Origin of the sequence: Streptomyces sp. NBC_01283 (assembly GCF_041435335.1) — a bacterium.
Lineage (GTDB): Bacteria > Actinomycetota > Actinomycetes > Streptomycetales > Streptomycetaceae > Streptomyces.
In genome coordinates this window covers 8,790,870-8,809,520 of sequence record NZ_CP108430.1, presented here as the reverse complement: position 1 = coordinate 8,809,520, position 18,651 = coordinate 8,790,870, and the positions used below count along the sequence as shown (strand labels likewise).

The window sequence follows — 18,651 nt, the reverse complement described above, 5'->3', positions numbered from 1 at the left end:
GCGCATGGCGGTTTCCGGGCCCCACCACGAGCCCGGCCGGTGCTGGCGTCCCGAGGTCCGGCGCGGCGAGATCGAGGAACGGTTCGGCAAGAAGGCCCTGGCCCACACCGATCCGCTCATGGCCCCCTACCGCTCCTTCTGCCGCAACCACATGGACTATTACCTGCTTGTGGTGCGCGCCCCCGAGCCCTGACTCACCCCACAACGCGACGAGGCGCGGCCCGCTGACCCCGTGCGGGTCAGCGGGCCGCGCCTCGTCGGCGGAACGCGGCGTCAGCTCACGGTCACGTTGACGACCGGCGAGACGGTGGAGCCATTCGCCACGCGCAGTTCGTTCTTGCCCTTGAGTCCGAGCTTGACGCGCATGCCGTAGCTCCCGGACGAGTTGGTGACCGTACTGGCGGGCAGGGCCTTCCACACGCCGTGCTGCTTCTGCTGCAGCGTGACCTTGCTGCCGGCCTTCAGCCCGGTGGCCTTGCCGGTGACCCGGAACTCCTGCCACGCGCGAACGTGGCTCACGGACGCCTTCGCCGTGAGCGTGGCCGGGACGGCCGGAACGGCTGCGGCGGGCGCAGGCTGCGCCGGCTGGGGCTCCGGACCGGACCCGGCGGCGAGCGCGGCGGTGGCGGGAATCAACAGGACCGATCCGACGAGAGCGGAGACGGCGGTGGTGCGCAGAAGGCTGCGACGGTTGTTTCGCATGGCGGCAGTGATCCCCTTGTATGTCGGTCGGTACGCGAGCCTCGTCGTGCGACGAGCCGTACAACGAGGAACATAAACGTATGCACCCGACATTGCGATCACCCGGAGAGCGCGTAACGGAATCCGATAAAAACGGTCACAGCGTGGCAACTGCCCACACGCTCCCCCACGTTGCCTCCCGCCCTTGCGGCGGCCCGGTCACCGGCGGGTCAGATGGGCGTGGGTCGCCGCGGCGGAACTCACCAATTCGGTCACCCGATAGCCGTCGATCCCGTCGGCCACGTTGTCCAGCAGCCGCTCGCCCCTGCCGACGAGGAGCGGGACGACTACCAGGTGCAGTTCGTCGATCAGCCGCGCGCGCAGATACTGCTGCACGGTGGCCGCACCTCCCCCGATGCGTACGTCACGGCCCCCCGCCGCCTCGAAGGCGCGCGCAAGGACCGTCTCGACGGGTTCGTCGGTGAAGTGGAAGGTGGTCCCGCCGTCCATCGTGAGCGAGGGCCGCACGTCTCGCGCATCAGGCGGGCGGCCCACTCGGCCGTGTCGGTGGCCAACGACCTGAATCTGCCCGTCGTCGACAGTGAGAACCGGGTCGTCGGACTGCTCACCATCGACGATGGTCCCCGGCGGGCTGAGCACCAGCTCGCGCAGTTCCGCGATCCCGGCGAGGCGCTGCCCTTCGTCCACGACGGGCAGGATGTAGACCGTCTCGGCCTGGCCGCCCTTCTCCCGTACGACCTCCAACGCCTGCTGGACGGTCAGGTCCTGACCGAGTGCCACGGCTTCGGGGGCATGTACCGGCCGACGGAACCCTCGGGGTAGTCGAGCAGCGCGGAGGTCATCCGCCGTTCGTTCGTACTCAGTCCGGCGAGCACCCGCTCGGCCACCTCGGCGGGGGCTTCGCGCAGCATCCTCGCCCGGTCGTCGGGGTCCATGCCCTCGACGAGTTCCAGAAAGGTGCGGTCGCGCCGTCCTTCCAGGATCTGCTGCTGGTCGACCAGCTCCAGCTCCTCGAAGACGGTCAGCGCCCGGTCCTTGTCGAGGAGCCGGAAGGCCATGCCCGCGTCACTCGCGTCCATCCGCCCGAGCTCGTCGGCGATCACGTGGGGCGGGTTGGTCTCCAACCACTCCAGAGCGGAATGCAGTTGATGGGACCTGACTATGTCCTGCAACGATTCCTATGGCTCCGGGCGCAGTTCTTCGGGCAGGTTCGTCTGCGGCATGGGGCAGGTCCTCGGCGCAGCGGTGAGACACGACACGGGGCACCCAGGGGCAGAGCGCGCCGACGAAGGCTGCACGGGCCCGGTGAACGCGCCTTGACCGGTGCGGGTCCGGCCGCGGATGAGGCTGATGAGTGACGGGCCACCGCGCAGGCACCACAGTGCGATGACGGGATCGCAGATGGCGTACCCCAGCGACGAGTCGTGGGCGAAGGGGATGATCGGGTTGCCCTTGAAGTGGTGGACCAGGTCCCATCCGGTGTGGAGCAGCCAGCCGATGCCGATGAAGGTCCAGGACTCCAGGCCGCGGTAGGCGCAGTAGGTGACGGTGGCGGTGAAGAGGAACTCCCAGCCCCCGAGTCCGCCGCCGCTGAGGTAGGCCGCTCCCGCACCGGCCACCATGATCGCGTTGAGGCGGCGCCGGTGCGGTTCGCGGATCAGGGACATCACGAGGGCGTAGAGGACGCCGACCAGTATCGGTGAGACATACGGCATGACCTGCATGGAGTTCCTTCGGTGGTGGTGCGCGTCCGGTCGTCGCCGGGATCACCGCCGAAGCTATCCGGGCCTGCGGCCACCTCCCAGTGGCATTAATGACAGGCTCCAACGGAATAGCGCCATACGCCGTGATGCCTCCTCGCGGCGGCCCTCACTGCCCCCCGGTCGCGCTCTTTCGCGCCGCGCCTGCAGCCAGGACGGACTCGATCCCATGACGTCGTTCTCCCATCACCTGCTGGCAGTTGGCCGCCTCCGCAGCCGGTCCGAAGGGTTCCGGGACGCGCCGTGCCGCGACCGCCGCCGCGGTGTCGGCGGCCACGAGGTCGGCGTTGATCGCTACCGCTGACGTCATGCCACTGGCCGCGGACACCACAACTCCGGCCACGAGGTCGGTGACGTTGCCCGCGGCCCATACCCCCGCGACGCCCGTGAACCCGGTCGCGTCCGACTCCACGTAACTCCCCACGCCCATCGGGTGGTCGACGCTCGTCAGGCCGAGTCCCGCGAGCATCGCGCCGCGCGCCTCGAACCGCGGCGCCACGGCGAGCGCCCGCACCGGGACGCGCCTGCCGGAGGCCAGGCGTACGCCGGTGAGCCGGTCGCCCTCGACGTCGAGACCAGCCACCTCACCTTCGACCACCGCGATGCCACGGGCGGCAAGCTGCTCCCACTGCTCATCGGCCGACTCTCCCGCGGCGTGCAGGAACAGGGTCACGTCCGGCGACCACTGACGGAACAACAGCGCCTGGTGCATCGCCATCGGACCGGTCGCCAGGACGCCGATCGGCTCGTCGCGCACCTCCCAGCCATGGCAGTAGGGGCAGTGCAGGACGTCACGGCCCCAGCGCTCGCGTATGCCGGGGACGTCGGGCAGCTCGTCGATGAGCCCCGTCGTCACCAGCAGGCGCCGCGTGCGATGGCTCCGCCCGCCGGCGGTCTCCACGACGAATCGTTCGCCGGCCCGCCGGACACCCGTCACCAGGTCCGACACGATCCGTCCGCCGTACCCGGCGACCTCCTCCCGGCCGATCCGCAGCAGCTCGCCCGGCGCGAGGCCCTCACGAGACAGGAAGCCGTGCACCCCGTCGGCGGGAGCGTTGCGCGGCTCGCCGGAGTCGACGACCAGCACGGAACGCCTGGCCCTGGAGAGAGTCAGCGCCGCCGAGAGACCGGCCGCGCCGCCCCCGACCACCAGTACATCCACATCTGCGTCTATGTCTGCGGCTACTTCTACGTTGTATCGCTCGTTCGTCTCAGTCATGCCGCTACCGTGCACGCGGGACCATCAGAACGGCAAGCAACCTTGCCGTTTCAGCAACTATGGTGACGGTCCTCGTGCCGTGCCCTCGCAGCTTCTAGCGGTACGGCCACTGCGGCAACCATTCGGGGCGCGGCGACGACAACAGTGCGAGCCGCTCATCGGAGACTCCCCGAAGGAGACGTTCCCATGAACATTCCCCGCTCCCGGCGCCTCGCCTCGCTCCTCGGCGCCACCGGCATCGCCGCCGCGGCCGTACTGGCCGTTCCCGGCACGGCCGCCGCCCACGGCGTGGCCGTGGTCCCCGCATCCCGTACCTACCTGTGCTACAAGGACCTGCTCGCCAACTCCTCCACCCAGATGCCGGCCAACCCCGCCTGCGGAGCGGCGGTTCAGGAGGCGGGCACGACGCCGCTGTACAACTGGTTCGCGGTGCTCGACTCCAACGCGGGTGGCCGCGGCGAGGGTTATGTCGAGGACGGCACGCTGTGCAGCGCGGGCGACCGCAGCCCCTACGACTTCTCCCCGTACAACGCCGCCCGCACCGACTGGCCCGTCACCCACCTCACCGGCGGCGCGACCATCGAGATGAACTACAGCAACTGGGCCCACCATCCCGGCACGTTCAAGGTGTACGTCACCAAGGAGGGCTTCGATCCGGCACAGCCGCTGGGATGGTCGGACCTGGAGAACGTAAAGACAGTTCAGGACCCGCCCCAGGAGGGCGGGCCGGGCAGTGAGGGCGGCCATTACTACTGGGACCTGAAACTGCCCGAACGGACCGGCAAGCACATCCTGTTCGTCCAGTGGATCCGCTCCGACAGCCAGGAGAACTTCTTCTCCTGCTCGGACGTGGCCTTCGACGGTGGCAACGGTGAGGTCACCGGACTGTCCAGTGGCGCACAACTCGATGGCCAGGAAGGCAATGAGGGCGACGAGGGCAGTGGGAGCCACCGAGGCCACACCGCGCACGACAGCCACGCGTCGTCGACGGGGGCCCGCCCCTCGGCCGACGCTGTCACCCCGAACACGCAGAACGCCGCCTCCGCATCACCCGCGGACTCCCCCGACCTCGGCCTGGTCGGCGCTCTCGCAGGGGCCGGCGCGGTGATCCTCGCCGGCGGCACCGTCCTGCACCTGCGCCACCGCAGGCCGAACACCGAGCGCTGAGCGGACGTCATCCCGAATTCCCGAGCCCCGCGCCCGGCACGGGGGTCGGGAGTGACGCCTTCTCGCCCAGGTATTCCCGCCGAGGACCTTGGGCGAGAAGCCGCATCATCATGAATTTCAGCCCAACCACGCCTTAAGGAGAATTGTCGCGCCCTGAATGAGGGGTCAAACACCCCTGGCCAGCACGGACTTGAGTCGCTCACGTCAAACATCGGCGCATCCTCGCCTAACGGATCGCATTACAACCAACCTCAAACCCCGGCGGTCACACGTAATTGCAAGGACCACGTATACCTCACGGAGGTTATGTAATGCCCTCTCACCTCATCCGTCGCCGAGTTATCCGTTCCGCGTCAGCGGTGACGCTGGTTCTCGGTACGGGGCTCGCCGCTCCGTTCCTCCTGGCGGGCGCCGCCGGTGCCGCGGCGCCGGAGGCGACTGCCGCGTTCAGCGCGACCGATCACGCCATCGTCTACACGGCCGCCCCCGGCCAGACGAACAAGGTCACCGTCAAGGCGTCGATATCCGACGGCTCCGAGAAGATCACGTACGTGATCGATGACGCCGTTCCGATCGGCGCGGGCGACGGCTGCTCCTACCCCGACAGCGCGGACCGCACCAAGGTCTCCTGCACGGTCGACACCCTTGAGTCCCAGGACCCGTACCCCACCTTGCAGTTGGCCCTCGGTGACGGCGACGACACCCTTGCCTATGACAACGCCACCGACCAGGCGTACTACTTCGCCCGCGCGGACCTGGGGCCCGGCAAGGACACCTCGACCCACACCGGCAGCGTCGACGGCAACTCCGTCCTCGGAGGAGCGGGGGACGACAACCTGACCGTGGGTGAGTCCGGGGCGGCCTTCGGCGGCGACGGCAACGACACCATGCACGCCGCGGCCGGCAGCATCACACAGGGCGGCAACAACAACGACACGATCTACGCGGACGGCGCGGACAGCGCAGTCGACGGCGGCGCGGGCAACGACGTGATCCAGGGCGGCGCGGAGCGTCAGAACCTGTCCGGCGGCGACGGCAACGACACGATCCGCGGCGGGGCCGGCGACGACTTCATCTACGGCGGCAAGGGCGACGACACCCTGTACGGCAACAACGGCAACGACACGATCTACGGAAACAGCGGCGACGACAAGCTGTATGGCGGTGCGGGCCAGGACACCCTCTCCGGCGGTCCCGGCACGAACGTCGTCCACCAGGACTGACATCTCACACCATCCGGGGCACCGCGCGGTCGGCCGGCCGCGCGGTGCCCCGGGTGCGTAAGGCAGTTCAGCGGATTCGGTCATAGACGAGGGACAACGTGCCGTGCTCGCCCGCGGTCTGGGCGGCGAGCTCCCACTTCCCCGCGGGCAGACCGTCGTCGAAGAGGCGCGGCCCGCCGCCGAGGAACAGCGGAAACACCGTCAGCGCCAGCCGGTCGACCATGTCGGCCGCCAGCAGCGCCTTGATGACGCTCGCGCTGGAGAGCACGAGGATGTCGCCGCCTCCGGTCGACTTGAGGTCCGCGACCGCCTCGGCGGTCGGCTTGTCGACGATCGCCGTCCGCTCCCACGGGGCGTCTCCGAGGGTGGAGGAGAGGACCACCTTGTCGGTTTCGACGAGCCACTTCGCGAAGGCCTCGTCGCGCGGGTCAGCACCCTCCATACCGATGACGGTGGGCCAGAAACCGAGGAACCCCTCGGCGTTGACCCGCCCCAGCAGGGCCGTGGTCGCCGGCTCCCAGAGGCTGGTCAGATGGTCACGGGCGACGTCCGTGACGGCGTACGGCATCACCCAGCTCATGTCCACCGGGTTGTCCGGCGCGGCGTAGTGGCCGTCGAGGGAGAGGCTCATGTTCGTGACGACGCGGCGGTCTGCGGTCTGCTCGGTCACTTCGTGCTCCTTGAGTCGATGCCGTCGTTGCGTGTGTGGGTGCCTTCTGTGGTGCGGCTGTCGTGCAAGTCTTCGGCGAGTGCCGCCTCGAGCTTGTCGAGGCTCTGGCCGAAGCCGATCTCGATGCCTGCGACGAAGTCGGCGGAGTCGACCGTGCTGTCGGTGATCCGCCAGTGGACGTCGAGGTCCGTGCCGGTGCCGGTGGGCGTCAGGCCGAGGTCGACGTGGGCCGTGAAGGCGAGGCCACCGTCGGGAAGCAGGGGGGAGAGCCGGTAGGCGAGGTGTTCGCCGGGGCGTGCGTCGTCGACGACTCCCTCCGCGCGCCCGGCGACCGGGTCGGAGCCGTCGGCGTCCTCGGCATCGCGGTACTCGTGGACGATCCGTCCGCCCGGTCGCGCGTCGAAGACGAGCTCGGAGACGCGGAGGTCGTCGGGCGTCCACCAACGGGCCAGCAGGCCGGCCTCGGTCAGGTGCCTCCAGACAAGATCGGGGCTCCCCGCCAGTGACCGGCGGAACCTGAACCTGCGGCCATCGGCCCACCCCGGCTCCCGCGCGGCGAGGCGCTCCGCCCGGAGGCCTGCCCCGTAGCGCTCGTAGGTCGCGCGCGGTCCGCCCTCCTGGTCGGCGGTGTCGGCCAGGAGGTTGAGCGCGGCCGCCAGGTCACGCAGTCCGGCGGACCGGAGTGCGTAGATGCGGCGCTGGCCCGTGCGTTCGGAGGTGACGACGCCGGCGCGTTCGAGGACCTGCAGGTGTTTGGTCGTCTGCGGCTGGCGCGCCTCGGCGAGCTGGGCGAGGACGCCCACGGAACGGGGTCGCTCGGCCAGCAGGCTCACGAGCCGCCAGCGGGCCGGGTCGGCCAGTGCGGAGAGGAGTGCGTCCATGAAGGCGAGTATTCTCCATGACGAATATTCGCGTCAAGGAATACGTGCGGATCCGTGCGGATCCATGCCTCTGGGCGCGCGGCGTCAGGTCCGCGCGCCCAGAGGCTGCTCGATGCCCGTCGTCATGGGGTGGAGATGCTGGTGATGCGGTCGACCGCCTGCCGCGTCAGCTCGCGGCCGTGCGGTGCGCCGTCCAGGGCCCGGTGCAGGGTGAGCCCCTCGATGAGGGCGTCGAGCTGGCGGGCGGTGTCCGGGTCGAAGTGCCGTTCCAGCAGGTCCCGGCTGCGGCCCATCCATGCCTGGGTCAGCTCCCGGTACTCCGGACGCCGAGCGGCGAGGGTGTAGAGCTCCTGGGTGAGGATCAGGTCGCGCCGGGGGCCTTCGGAGAGCGTGTGGATGAGGTCGGTGACTGCCTCGCGCACCTGTTGCGGACCGTCGGCGTGGTCCAGCTGCCGCTCGAAGACGCCGACGATGTGGTCGGCGAACCGGGTGAACGCTTCGCGGAGCAGGTCGTCGATGCCGGAGAAGTGGTACGTCATCGAGCCGAGCGGCACGGCGGCGCGGGTGGCGATCTTGCGGTGGGAGACACCGGCGACGCCTTCGTCGGCGATGTGGTCGAGGGTGGCGGCGAGGATGCGCTCGCGCCGCTGGGGGTCCGTGTGTCCGGTGGCCATGGCGACGGACCTCTAGAGGCCGCGGACGGGCCGGGCGGGATTCCCGACGGCGACCACATCGGCGGGTACGTCCTTCGTGACCACCGCACCGGCACCGATGACGCTGTTGTCGCCGATCGTCACGCCGGGGCAGACGATGACACCGCCGCCGAGCCAGACGTTGTCACCGATGGTGATGGGGAGCGCCGCCTCCAGCTTGTCGCGCCGGGGCTGCGGCTCCACGGGGTGGGTGGGGGTGAGGAGTTGGACGTTGGGGCCGATCTGGCAGTCCTCGCCGATGGTGATCCGGGCGACGTCCAGCGCGGTGAGGTGGTAGTTCACGAAGGTGCGGGCCCCGATGGTGATGTTGCTGCCGAAGTCGACGTACAGCGGCGGTCGCACCTCGACGTCTTCGCCCACCGAGCCGAGCAGTTCGGCGAGGACCGACCGCGACTCACCGGAGTCCTTGAGGAAGACCTCCTGATAGCGCGCGGCGAGCCGCATGGCGAGCCGCTGCCTGCGGGCGATCTCCGGGTCGTCGGCGATGTAGAGGTCACCCGCGAGCATGCGTTCCAGGTTGGTGCGCGGGTCGTCAGCGAAGTAGTCCGTCGGCATGCGTACGATCGTACACCCCAGAGAGTACGATCGTACGCTCCTGCCGTCCGGGGCAGCCATAGTCCGTTCCCGGCGGGGTACTCGGAGGCGGTAGCGGTACCCGTCGATTCATTCCGAGGAGGTACGTTCCATGCGCGCCTTCAAGCGCTGGCTCGATCGCAGTCTGACCGCACAAGCGGTCCTGATCTTCGCGCTGGGCACGGGTGTCACCGCGCTGTTCCGCCCGGACGAGCACCCGGTGGTGTGGGTGATCCAGGGCGCTCTCTACGCCTCCATCGTCGTGATCGTCGTGGCCCTGCAGCGCCGCAAGGCCAGCCGGGCCGCCGGTACCGACACGCGTGGGGTGACGGAGCTCCATCGCAAGATCCGGCATCGCGAAGTGCCGAAGGAGCCGGAGGAGCGGGCGTCCATGAGGCGACTCGTCGCCGATCAGTTGGGGCAGATCGAACGGGGGCGGCGGGTGCTGCCCTACTGGTTGGGCACGATGTGCCTGGTCGCCGTCGCCGCGCTCGTCTTCGGGGTGGCCAACGGCTCGTGGACCGTTCCGCTGGTCTTCGCGGTCGGCGTGATCGCGTTCTGCTGCTGGATTCTCTGGATGCGCCGCCGCTCCATCGACCGCTTCCGCCATATGCGTTCCTCGTTGCAGAGCTAGGGAACGCGGAGCCGGCTCGAACGGGCGCCTGTGCGCAGTTTGTGTGCGGTCCGTGTGCGGGGCGATGGCAGTCCGGGGGCGGGGCACGGCGGCCAGGATCCCTGGGATAGCGTCCCTCTCCTTTGGGCAAGCGAGAGGAACGTCGTGCAGGTGCAGGTGCGTGGGTGGGGTGCCCGCCGGTGGGTCACATTCGGACTGATCGCGTTCGGGACGCTGTTCACGGTCATCGGGTTGATCCTGGCGGGGGTGTCGATCTCGTTCCTGACGGATGCGGAGCGCGCCAAGGGGACGGTGGTGTCGCTGGAGTGGCGCATCGACCACAGCGGTTCGTCCAGCAAGTCGCGGGGCAGCGACGGGCCGGTGGCATACCCGGTGGTCGAGTTCACGTCGGCGGACGGGAAGCCGAGGTCGTTCGAAGGATCGATGGGTTCCAATCCACCGGCGTACGACCAGGGTGAGCAGGTCGACGTGCTGTACCGCGCCGACTCCCCCGGGGACGCGCGGATCGACGGGTTCGTCTCGCTCTGGCTGCTGCCGCTGATCTTCGGCGGGATCGGCCTCGTGATCGTGGGGGTCGGGACGGCCATTGCCGTGGCGGGGCGAAGGCGCAGGCGTATCTAGGCGCGGCCGAGACGAAGCGGGTGGGCGGGAGAGGGTGGCCGGGAGAGGGACAATTCCCTGATGACCCACCCCGCCTCCGGCTCCCCCGGCGACAGCAGCTACCTCCTCGACAACGCGCGGTCCGAGGCAGGCATCCGTTTCGACGCGCTCAGCGAGCTCTTCGACCCCACCACCTTCCGCCACGTCGAGGCTCTTGGGATTGCATCGGGGTGGCAGTGCTGGGAGGTCGGGGCCGGCGGCCCTTCGGTGGTGACATGGCTGGCCGACCGGGTCGGGCCGACCGGCCGGGTCCTCGCGACCGACATCGACACCTCCTGGGCTTCCCGGGCGGCGGGAGGTGTCGTCGAGGTGCTGCGGCACGACGTGGGCCGGGACGAACCGCCGGTGAGCGGCTTCGACTTCGTCCACGCCCGGTTGGTGCTGGTGCATGTGGCCGACAGGGAGCGGGCGCTGCGCGCGATGGCCGGCGCGCTCCGGCCGGGCGGCTGGCTGCTCGTCGAGGACGCCGACCCGGCATCGCAGCCGCTGATCTGCCTGGACGAGTACGGGCCCGAGCAGGCGCTGGCCAACAGGCTGCGGGCAGGCTTCCGTTCGCTCCTGTCGGCTCGCGGCGCCGACCTGGCGTACGGACGCAAACTGCCCCGGCTGCTGCGGGAGGCGGGACTGACGGATGTCACGGCGGACGCCTATTTCCCGGTCACGTCCGCGGCCTGCGACGTCCTGGAGGCGGCGACGGTCCGTCAGGTGCGCGACAGGCTGGTCGCGGCGGGGCTCGCGACCGACGAGGAGATCGACCGGCATCTCGCGAACGTCACTTCGGGCCGCCTCGATCTCACCACCTCACCGATGATCTCCGCCTGGGGGCGGCGTCCCTGAGGGGAACCTCGTCCGTCAGGGTTCCACGCCCCAGCGCCGTGCGATCACCTTGAGGCGTTCGAGTTCGCGTCGCGCGGCGGCGGGCTGGGCGAGGTCGAGGGCCATCGCGGCGCGGGCGGTGATGTAGAGGATGTCCTGGCGCGTGGCCGCGTCGAGACCGGGGGCGGCCTGAAGGCGCCTTCCCGTGACGCTCAGGGGGATCTCGACGGAGTCAAGATGGTCCTGCAGGCTCAGGGGGAGCACCTGCTTCAGCGTGTCCTTGGCGTAGTCGCGCGTCTGCCGGTCCGCCTCGCAGGGGCGAGGCGGCGAAGGAGCCCAGGGAAGGTGGGCTTTCCTGGCGTCGTCGTACATGTCCGCGACCAAGGTGCGTGCGATGGCGGCATCACCGTCGGCTGCTGCCTCGCGGGCCGACTCCAACAGGGCACGAAGGTGGTCCCGGGCCCGGGGGTCCTCCCCTGTCCGCGCGTCCAGATAGCCGGACCACACGTCGAACGCCTTGCTCAGCTCGGCATCCAGCATGACCTCGTACGCGTCCGGCACTGGGCCGCCTCTCTGTTCGGGCCGTCCCGGCGTGGACGGCAGCGGTACACGATAGGACGGACGGCGGAGGCGTGGCCTGCGATTTATCCGAGGTCGGCCGGCAGCCTCCCCGAGGCCAGGAAGAAGGTCACCGCGTACGGCGGTCCTGCCTCGTCCACTTCGCGCCCTGCCCGGAGCTGGGGTGCCGTGCGATGGAAGGAGATCTGGAGTCGGCGCGAGGAATCTCCCCGCCGCCCGGGCCGGGACAAATTCGTGTGCGCCCAAGATCTGCGCCCGTTATCGTCGGACGCATGAACGTCACCGGCCCACACACCACCGCGACCGCGCGAGCGCCCAGCTCGCCGGTTGCCGCCGTCTGACGTACTTCTCTCTCTCCCACCGGCGACCGGACACGGTCCGCCGGTGGTTCTTCTGTGGCTCTCCCGCCCGGCTCCGGTGTGCGGACCCGTCGTCCGGCGCCTCCCCGCCGCGCATGCGAAGGAGCCACCCGTGAACACCGTGAAGATGACCACCGAGGACGTCGTCCACACCTTCGTCGAGTACTTCGAGGAACGCGGCCACCGCCGCGTCACCGGCTCGACGCTGCTGCCCCCGCCCGGCGACCCCGTGCTGTTCACCAGCTCGGGCATGCACCCGCTCACCCCTTATCTGGAGGGGCAGCCGCATCCGCTGGGCCGGCGGCTCGTCAACGTACAGCGGTGTCTGCGCACCACCGACCTGGAGGAGGTAGGCGATCCCACCCACCTCACCGTCTTCGAGATGCTCGGCACGTGGTCGCTCGGCGACTACGAGGGGCAGCAGAGCCTCGACTGGGGATACGACCTGCTCACCGAGGGGTTCGGCATCGACCCGGGGATGCTGCACGCCACCGTCTTCGGCGGTGACGGCCAGGTCGGGCCCGACACCGCTTCCCTGGAGTCGTGGCAGGAGCGCGGGGTACCGGTGGAGTTCACCGCCGAGGACAACTGGTGGTCCAACGGTCCCACCGGGCCGTGCGGCCCCGACTCGGAGATCTTTCTTTGGACCGGCGACACCCCGCCCGAGTCCACGCCGACGGGCGACGACCGCTGGGTGGAGATCTGGAACCACGTGATGATGCGCCACCGCAGGCTCGACGACGGGTCGCTCGTGACGCTCCCCCAGCGCAACATCGACACCGGGCTCGGTCTGGAGCGGCTTGCCGCCCTGCTCCAGGGGCAGAAATCGGTGTACGGGTGCGACCTCTTCGAACCCTGGCGTCGCCTCGTGCCGGACCTGTGGCAGGTGGACGAGCCGTCACTGCGGCTGGTGAGCGACCACCTCCGCTCGGCCATGGTGGTGATCGGCGACGGGGTACGCCCCTCCAACACCGGCCGCGGTTATGTACTGCGCCGACTCGTGCGACGGGTGCTCACCGTGCTGTGGCGGGACGACCCTTCGCGCCACCTCGGCGACATCCCGGGGGAGTTGGTTCAGCACACTCTGGATCACTTCCGTCAGGACGTGGACCCGCAGGACGTGCGCCGCGTTCTGCTCGACGAGGAGCGGCGGTTCCGGGGGCTCCTGGAGCGGGGGCGGCAGGTGCTCGCCCGGCCCCGGTTCCATGGCCCGCTCGACGAGGAGGATTTCCACTACCTCCATGACACGCACGGTCTACCGCGCGATCTGGTCCTGGCCTTGCGGCAAGGGTGACGCGTAGGGCAACCCGTGTGCGGCTGCCCTACGCGTGCGCGTCGCGGCGCTGGTCGGCGACCGTCCGCAGTACGTCGACCAACGCCGCCACCGCCGGGCGGCGTTCGGCGGCGGCGCGGCACACCACGACGACGTGCCGCTCGATCCGCTCGCGCAACCGCACCACGTCGAAGCGCGAGGCGCGCAGGCCCAGCATCAGCTCGGTCACCGTGCTCACGCCGATGCCCGCCTCGACCAGCGCCAGCGTGGCCGCGGTGTCGGTGACTTCGTGCCGCACGTCCGGTTCGAGTCCCGCGCGGCGGCACGCGGTGCGTACGGCGCGGCCGTAGTAGCTGTCGGCCGAGGGAAGGATCCACGCCAGGTCCCGGGTGTCGGCCAGGGCGGCGCGGTCGCGGCCCTCCAGCCAGCCGGTGGGCACCGCGAGGGCGAAGCGTTCGCGGTAGAGCCGGGTCACGCGCAGGGCGGCGTCGCGCGGGATGGGCACGTCCGGGTAGTCGAGGCCGAGCGCCAGGTCGACGCCTCCCGAGGCGACGGCGTCGTACACCTCGTCCACGTCCATGTCGCGGCTATGTACGGCAAGCTCGGGGTGGGCCTCGTGCATCTGCCGCAGGGCCGGCGGCAGGATCTCGGCGGCAGCCGTGGCGAACAGGCCGACCAGCAGGGTGCCGGAGACCGTGCCGCGCCCACGCTCCAGCTCCTCGACGGCTTCGGCCTCCGCCGCCAGGATCCGCTCGGCGTGCCGGGCCAGCGTGGCCCCGGCTTCGGTCAGCTCCACCCGGCGGCCCGCCCGGCGCAGCAGCGGGGTGCCCGCTGCCTTCTCCAGTGCGGCGATCTGCTGGGAGACGCCACCGGGGGTGTAGCCGAGGGCCTGCGCGACGGCGGTGATGGTGCCGCGCCGGGTCAGCTCGACCAGGGAGCGCAGTTGGGAACTCGTCCAGTCCATGAAGTGACCGTATAGAGAGCGTCAAAGATCAGGAGCAGAAACTGTTCATGGACGTCAACGGTCGGGGTGCGTCACGATGGCGGGCAGCCAGCTGATCAGCGCCCGCAAGTTACTGAGCTTCCCGAGCAAGTCACTGACGGCCATGCCCTGCCCGTGAACTGACGCCTCTTCAGGCCTGTCGGTCCGGATTGCGGCCTCTGGAAAGGATCGGCCCCTTGTGTCCTCCTCACCGCAACCGGTCTCCTCACCGCACCCGTCCGGTGCCTCCGTCGGCACTCTCCCTTCGGCCGCCGATGTCGTGATCGTCGGCGGGGGCGTGATGGGCGCCTCGATCGCCTTCCACCTCGCCGAGGCGGGGGTGCGTGACATCGTCGTCGTCGAACGCGGCGAGCTCGCCTGCGGCAGCTCCGGCAAACCGATCGGCGGCGTGCGCGCCCACTTCTCCGATCCGCTCAACATCGAGCTCGGCCGCCGGAGCCTGCGCGCCTTCCAGGACTTCCCGCGACGGCCCGGCGCCGACATCCGCCTGGACACGGTGGGCTATCTCTTCCTGCTCACCGACGAGCGGCAGGCCGCGGAGTTCACCGAGAGCGTGCGGCTCCAGAACAGTCTGGGCGTGCCGAGCCGCATGATCGACGCCGAAGAGGCGCGGCGGCTATGCCCGTATCTGAGCACCGACGGCCTCGTGGCCGCCGTCCACTCCCCCACCGACGGACACGCCCGCCCCGGCCTCGTCGTGCACGGCTACGCCGACGCGGCGGCCGGGGCCGGTGTCCGCTTCGCCACGCACACCCGCGTCACCGGGATGGACACCACCGGTGAACGCGTCAGCGCCGTGCACACCGACCGCGGCACCGTCGCCTGCTCCACCGTGATCTGCGCGGCGGGCGCCTGGTCCGGGCAGATCGGCGCCATGGTCGGCGTCGATCTGCCCGTCCGACCCGTTCGCCGCCAACTCGCCTTCACCGAACCGCTTTCGCCAACGGCTCCGCGCATCCCCTTCACCATCGACTTCACGTCGTCGGCGTACTTCCACAACAGCGACGACGGGCTGCTCCTCGGCCTCGCGGACCCCCGGCAGACCGACGGCTTCGACACCACCTGGACCCCGGAATGGCTCGACCTGTTCCAGGACGTCGTACGCCATCGCGCCCCCGCCGTCGCCGCCATGCCGATCACCGGCGGATGGGCGGGCCTGTACGAGGTCACGCCCGACCACAACGCCCTCATCGGACGCGACGGCACACTGTCCAACTTCCTTTACGCCACCGGGTTTTCGGGCCACGGCTTCCTCCAGGCCCCGGCGGTCGGCGAGATCGTGCGCGATCTCCTCCTGGAACGTGAGCCGTCCGTCGACATCACACCGATGGGCGCCGACCGTTTCCGGGCCGGGGCCACGACCCGGCCCGAGGCCCACGTCGTATGACTCCGAAAGGCAGACCTCTCGTGATCAGCCAGTGGCGGCTGAGGGCCGCCTTCGCCGCGCGGCTCTCGGAGATGTACGGGCGGGAAGTCCCGGCCTACAACACCCTCGTGGACGTGTCTCGGGAGGTGAACGAGGACACCTTGCGCGCACAGGGCGCCGACGCCGAACGGCTCGGCTCCATCGGCCGGGTCACCGCCGAGCGGCACGGCGCCATCCGTGTGGGCACTCCCACCGAACTGCGCCACGTCGCCCGGATCTTCGGTGCACTCGGCATGCGTCCGGTCGGCTTCTACGACCTGCGGGAGGCAGCCGCGAGCGCGGTGCCCGTCGTGTCGACGGCTTTCCGCCCGGTGGACGCCGACGAGTTGGCGCGCAACCCCTTCCGCGTCTTCACCTCACTGCTCACGCCCGCGGACCCACGCTTCTTCGACGCCGATCTGCGCTCCCGTCTTGAGACGTTCCTGGCCGGGCGCGAGCTGTTCCTGCCGGAGCTGCTCGCGCTGGCCGAGAGGGCCGAGGCAGAGCGCGGGTTGTCTGATGACCAAGCCGAGCGTTTCCTGCATCTCGCCGTCCAGGCCTTCGAGTTGTCCCCCGAGCCGATCGACCGGGCCTGGTACCAGGAACTGGAGACGGTCTCGGCGGTCGCCGCGGACATCGGGGGCGTCCGCTCCACCCACATCAACCACCTCACGCCGCGCGTCCTGGACATCGACGAGCTGTACCGGCGGATGACCGACCGCGGCATCGAGATGATCGACACCATCCAGGGCCCGCCCGGCTGGAGGGGCCCCGACCTGCTCCTTCGCCAGACGTCCTTCCGTGCCCTCGCCGAACCGCGCGCCCTGCGCCTGGCAGACGGCAGCGTGACGCGCGGTGCTCTGCGGGTCCGGTTCGGCGAGGTCGAGGCCCGCGGGATCGCCCTCACCCCGGCGGGCCGCGCGCTCTACGACCGCCTGCTCACCCTGGTCGACGACGAGGCCGCCCGGCGCCCCGCGGCCGACCGCACCGAAGTGGCCCGCGGCCTGTGGGACGCGCATGTCCCCGCCACCGAGCGTGAGCTAGCCGCACAGGAGCTGGCCTACTTCACCTACCGTGCCGCACCCGACCGCCCACGCAACGGCACCCAACCTCCTTCCACCATCGGCGGGTTGGAGGCCCGGGGGTGGGTGGTGGCCGAACCCGTCGTCTACGAGGACTTCCTGCCGCGTTCCGCCGCAGGCATCTTCCAGTCCAACCTCAGCGGCGAGGGCTCCCGGGACACCGGGCAGGAGGGCGCCGCGTACGACAGCGACTGGCTCTCCGGTGCCATCGACCGCGAGGTCCTCGACCCGTTCGCCCTGTACGCACACCAGCAGAACCTCTCGATCACCCGGGTCGGCCGCGAGCTGGGCCTCGACATCGCCGCCCCGCAGCACTGACCCTCCCCGCCCGCACACCTCACCCAGGGAGCGCCATGAACGGCACCACCGCTCTGCCCACCACCGACGACCTGCGCACCCGTGCCCGCGCGAGTTTGCGGCGCATCGGCGTGCCCCTCCCGGAGGGCGCCGACTTCCAGGCGCGTACGCCCATCACGGGCGAGGACCTCTTCGGTCTGACCGCGTCGACCGCAGCCGACGCCGAATACGCCGTCGCCGCTGCCCGCGAGGCGTTCCTGGCCTGGCGCACCACACCGGCCCCGCGCCGGGGTGAACTCGTCCGCCGTCTGGGCGAGTTGCTGCGCGACCACAAGAGCGACCTGGCCGACCTGATCACCATCGAGGCCGGCAAGATCCGCTCCGAGGCGCTGGGCGAGGTCCAGGAGATGATCGACATCTGTGACTTCGCGGTCGGCCTCTCGCGTCAGCTCTACGGCCGCACCATCGCCTCCGAACGCCCCGGGCACCGTCTCGCCGAGACCTGGCATCCACTGGGCGTGGTCGGAGTGATCTCCGCGTTCAACTTCCCGGCCGCGGTCTGGTCGTGGAACACCGCGGTGGCGCTGGCCTGCGGGGACACCGTGGTCTGGAAGCCGTCCGAGCTCACCCCGCTGATCTCGCTGGCCTGCGACCGGCTGCTGGCCCGGGCCGCGGAGGAGGCCGGAGCCCCCCGCGACGTTCACCGTCTGCTGCTCGGCGACCGCACGGTGGGCGAGCGGCTTGTCGACGACCCGGGCGTCGCGCTCGTCAGCGCCACCGGATCCACCCGCATGGGCCGCGAGGTCGGCCCCCGGGTGGCGGCCCGGTTCGGGCGCAGCCTGCTCGAACTCGGCGGCAACAACGCCGCGGTCGTGGCACCGTCGGCCGACCTCGACCTCGCGGTGCAGGGCATCGTCTTCGCCGCGGCGGGCACGGCGGGCCAGCGGTGCACCACGCTGCGCCGCCTCATCGTCCACCGCGACATCGCCGACACTCTGGTCGCGCGCCTGACTGCCGCGTACACCAAGCTCCCCATCGGCGACCCGTTCGACGAGAACACGCTCGTCGGCCCGCTCATCACCCCTGCCGCCCTCGACGGCATGCAGGACGCGCTCAGCCGCGTGCAGGCGCAGGGCGGCAAGATCCTCGCCGGGGGCAACAGGCGCCTTGCGGACGCGGCGCCGCGGGCCGCTTACGCGGAGCCGGTCGTGGTCCGTGTCGACGAACAGACCGACGTCGTACGCCAGGAGACCTTCGCCCCCATCCTGTACGTGCTCACGTACGACACCCTGGAGGAGGCCATCGCGCTGCACAACGGCGTCCCGCAGGGACTGTCCTCCAGCATCTTCACCCGCGACCAGCAGGAGGCCGAGCTCTTCCTGTCCTCCGAGGGCTCCGACTGCGGCATCGCCAACGTGAACATCGGGACGTCCGGCGCCGAGATCGGGGGCGCGTTCGGCGGCGAGAAGGAGACGGGCGGCGGTCGCGAGTCCGGCTCGGACGCGTGGCGCGCATACATGCGCCCGGCCACCAACACCATCAACTACTCGGGCCGCCTCGCCCTCGCCCAGAACGTCAGCTTCCTCTAGCCGAAAGACGAACGGGAAGCGGCGCGTGGCCGGGCAGTGCGGCGCC

Annotated in this window: 20 protein-coding genes and 1 pseudogene; 10 read left to right on the top strand and 11 right to left on the bottom strand. The window is 70.3% G+C overall.

Annotation, left to right across the window (positions count from 1 at the left end; all coding sequences use genetic code 11):
- Window positions 1-4 precede the first annotated feature (4 nt).
- Entirely contained in the window at window positions 5-193 is a 189-nt protein-coding gene (locus OG302_RS39785) for a hypothetical protein (RefSeq protein WP_371749614.1), read from the top strand.
- 80 nt (window positions 194-273) lie between these two features.
- Here OG302_RS39785 and OG302_RS39780 read toward each other — a convergent pair whose 3' ends face one another.
- The 5 genes and pseudogenes from OG302_RS39780 to OG302_RS39760 form a co-directional block, all read right to left on the bottom strand.
- The gene (locus OG302_RS39780; protein ID WP_371749613.1) at window positions 274-702 is read right to left on the bottom strand and encodes a hypothetical protein; all 429 of its coding nucleotides are present in this window, start codon (window positions 700-702) and stop codon (window positions 274-276) included.
- Window positions 703-900: 198 nt separating this feature from the next.
- The gene (locus OG302_RS39775; RefSeq protein ID WP_371749612.1) at window positions 901-1,482 is read right to left on the bottom strand and encodes a dihydrofolate reductase family protein; all 582 of its coding nucleotides are present in this window, start codon (window positions 1,480-1,482) and stop codon (window positions 901-903) included.
- Window positions 1,461-1,826: a magnesium transporter MgtE N-terminal domain-containing protein gene (locus OG302_RS39770; RefSeq protein WP_371749611.1), complete on the bottom strand. Its 366-nt coding sequence runs from the start codon at window positions 1,824-1,826 to the stop codon at window positions 1,461-1,463. The genes OG302_RS39775 and OG302_RS39770 overlap by 22 nt, the downstream gene beginning before the upstream one ends.
- A 189-nt stretch (window positions 1,827-2,015) precedes the next feature.
- Window positions 2,016-2,417, bottom strand: a pseudogene (locus tag OG302_RS39765) (DUF6010 family protein); the annotation flags it as partial.
- Window positions 2,418-2,571: 154 nt separating this feature from the next.
- Entirely contained in the window at window positions 2,572-3,681 is a 1,110-nt protein-coding gene (locus OG302_RS39760; RefSeq protein WP_371749610.1) for an NAD(P)/FAD-dependent oxidoreductase, read from the bottom strand.
- Between the two features lie 186 nt (window positions 3,682-3,867).
- Between OG302_RS39760 and OG302_RS39755 the strand changes: the two genes are divergently transcribed.
- Entirely contained in the window at window positions 3,868-4,848 is a 981-nt protein-coding gene (locus tag OG302_RS39755) for a lytic polysaccharide monooxygenase (protein ID WP_371749609.1), read from the top strand.
- A 359-nt stretch (window positions 4,849-5,207) separates the two neighbouring features.
- Window positions 5,208-6,071, top strand: coding sequence for a calcium-binding protein (locus tag OG302_RS39750; protein WP_371749608.1), 864 nt, complete (start codon window positions 5,208-5,210; stop codon window positions 6,069-6,071).
- Between the two features lie 67 nt (window positions 6,072-6,138).
- Here the strand turns inward: OG302_RS39750 and OG302_RS39745 are convergent, their stop codons facing one another.
- The 4 genes from OG302_RS39745 to OG302_RS39730 form a co-directional block, all read right to left on the bottom strand.
- Complete coding sequence (locus tag OG302_RS39745; RefSeq protein WP_371749607.1) at window positions 6,139-6,741, bottom strand: dihydrofolate reductase family protein; 603 nt, start codon at window positions 6,739-6,741, stop codon at window positions 6,139-6,141.
- The gene (locus OG302_RS39740) at window positions 6,738-7,622 is read right to left on the bottom strand and encodes a metalloregulator ArsR/SmtB family transcription factor (RefSeq protein WP_371749606.1); all 885 of its coding nucleotides are present in this window, start codon (window positions 7,620-7,622) and stop codon (window positions 6,738-6,740) included. Before OG302_RS39740 ends, OG302_RS39745 begins: the two co-directional genes overlap by 4 nt.
- A gap of 122 nt (window positions 7,623-7,744) precedes the next feature.
- Window positions 7,745-8,296, bottom strand: coding sequence for a TetR/AcrR family transcriptional regulator (locus OG302_RS39735; RefSeq protein ID WP_371749605.1), 552 nt, complete (start codon window positions 8,294-8,296; stop codon window positions 7,745-7,747).
- Between the two features lie 12 nt (window positions 8,297-8,308).
- Window positions 8,309-8,890 carry a sugar O-acetyltransferase gene (locus OG302_RS39730; RefSeq protein WP_371749604.1) on the bottom strand — a complete coding sequence of 194 codons (582 nt, stop codon included), beginning with the start codon at window positions 8,888-8,890 and terminating at the stop codon, window positions 8,309-8,311.
- Window positions 8,891-9,020: 130 nt separating this feature from the next.
- Between OG302_RS39730 and OG302_RS39725 the strand changes: the two genes are divergently transcribed.
- From OG302_RS39725 to OG302_RS39715, 3 genes are all read left to right on the top strand, one after another.
- Window positions 9,021-9,542 carry a hypothetical protein gene (locus OG302_RS39725; RefSeq protein WP_371749603.1) on the top strand — a complete coding sequence of 174 codons (522 nt, stop codon included), beginning with the start codon at window positions 9,021-9,023 and terminating at the stop codon, window positions 9,540-9,542.
- A 144-nt stretch (window positions 9,543-9,686) separates the two neighbouring features.
- Window positions 9,687-10,163 carry a DUF3592 domain-containing protein gene (locus OG302_RS39720; protein WP_371749602.1) on the top strand — a complete coding sequence of 159 codons (477 nt, stop codon included), beginning with the start codon at window positions 9,687-9,689 and terminating at the stop codon, window positions 10,161-10,163.
- A gap of 60 nt (window positions 10,164-10,223) precedes the next feature.
- Entirely contained in the window at window positions 10,224-11,039 is an 816-nt protein-coding gene (locus OG302_RS39715) for a methyltransferase domain-containing protein (protein WP_371749601.1), read from the top strand.
- Between the two features lie 15 nt (window positions 11,040-11,054).
- Here the strand turns inward: OG302_RS39715 and OG302_RS39710 are convergent, their stop codons facing one another.
- Complete coding sequence (locus tag OG302_RS39710; RefSeq protein ID WP_371749600.1) at window positions 11,055-11,579, bottom strand: hypothetical protein; 525 nt, start codon at window positions 11,577-11,579, stop codon at window positions 11,055-11,057.
- Between the two features lie 504 nt (window positions 11,580-12,083).
- Here OG302_RS39710 and OG302_RS39705 point away from each other — a divergent pair.
- Window positions 12,084-13,250: an alanine--tRNA ligase-related protein gene (locus OG302_RS39705; protein WP_371750373.1), complete on the top strand. Its 1,167-nt coding sequence runs from the start codon at window positions 12,084-12,086 to the stop codon at window positions 13,248-13,250.
- Window positions 13,251-13,278: 28 nt separating this feature from the next.
- On the opposite strand, the gene OG302_RS39700 is transcribed toward OG302_RS39705, so the two are convergent.
- Window positions 13,279-14,193, bottom strand: coding sequence for a LysR family transcriptional regulator (locus OG302_RS39700; protein WP_371749599.1), 915 nt, complete (start codon window positions 14,191-14,193; stop codon window positions 13,279-13,281).
- 217 nt (window positions 14,194-14,410) lie between these two features.
- On the opposite strand from OG302_RS39700, the gene OG302_RS39695 reads away from it, so the two are divergent.
- From OG302_RS39695 to OG302_RS39685, 3 genes are read left to right on the top strand one after another with little or no spacing between them, the layout of a single operon-like run.
- Entirely contained in the window at window positions 14,411-15,619 is a 1,209-nt protein-coding gene (locus OG302_RS39695) for an NAD(P)/FAD-dependent oxidoreductase (RefSeq protein WP_371749598.1), read from the top strand.
- Window positions 15,620-15,639: 20 nt separating this feature from the next.
- Window positions 15,640-17,037 carry a 2-oxoadipate dioxygenase/decarboxylase family protein gene (locus tag OG302_RS39690; RefSeq protein ID WP_371749597.1) on the top strand — a complete coding sequence of 466 codons (1,398 nt, stop codon included), beginning with the start codon at window positions 15,640-15,642 and terminating at the stop codon, window positions 17,035-17,037.
- A gap of 35 nt (window positions 17,038-17,072) precedes the next feature.
- The gene (locus tag OG302_RS39685) at window positions 17,073-18,605 is read left to right on the top strand and encodes an aldehyde dehydrogenase family protein (protein ID WP_371749596.1); all 1,533 of its coding nucleotides are present in this window, start codon (window positions 17,073-17,075) and stop codon (window positions 18,603-18,605) included.
- Window positions 18,606-18,651: the final 46 nt, after the last annotated feature.